At 67.8% G+C, this 777-nt stretch carries 1 protein-coding gene; it reads left to right on the plus strand.

Annotated features, from left to right (window positions below; all coding sequences use genetic code 11):
- Positions 1–777: DUF2950 domain-containing protein (locus AC1D3B_RS36220; protein ID WP_478195477.1), on the plus strand; the 777-nt coding region annotated here is incomplete at both ends.

A 777-nucleotide genomic window follows, 5' to 3' on the forward strand; every position in this document is an offset into this window, starting at 1 on the left:
CTGTCGCTGGCCTCGGGATCTTCGTTCGCGCAGAAGGCCTATCCGACACCCGATGCCGCGGCGCAGGCCTTCGTCGACGCCATTGCGCACAGCGATGTGGTCGCCTTGCGAACCGTGCTCGGCCCCGACTGGCGCCGCTTCGTGCCCGAAGGCAGCCTCGACGAGGAGGACATCTACAGCTTCCTCGGCGCCTGGGCCAAGCAGCACAAGGTCGTCCAGGAAGGACCCGCCAAGGCGGTGCTCGCGGCGGGCGATGGCGACTGGACGCTGCCGATACCGATCGTGAAGAACGCCGCYGGCTGGCATTTCGACCCGMGTGCSGGCGCCGACGCCATGCGCACCCGCCGCATCGGGCGCAACGAGCTTGCCGCGATGCAGGCCGCGCTGGCGTACTTCGATGCGCAGAAGGAATACGCGCAGAAGGATCGCGACGGCAACGGCGTGCTCGAATACGCGCAGAAGTTCGTGAGTTCACCCGGCAAGCACGACGGGCTTTACTGGCCCGACGCCACCGGGCAGGACGAGAGCCCGCTCGGSCCGCTGTACGCGGGCCAGAGGGCCGGCGAGGGCTAYCACGGCTATCACTTCAAGATCCTCRAGGCGCAGGGCAAGGATGCGCCKGGCGGCGCCTACGACTACGTGATCGGCAACCGCATGCGCAGCGGGTTCGCGCTGGTGGCATGGCCGATCCGCTACGGCGAAACGGGCGTCATGAGCTTCATGGTCAGCCACGACGGCACGTTGTACGAGAAGGACCTCGGACCTGGCAGCGATGCC

This window comes from Variovorax sp. P5_A3 (genome assembly GCF_056400665.1).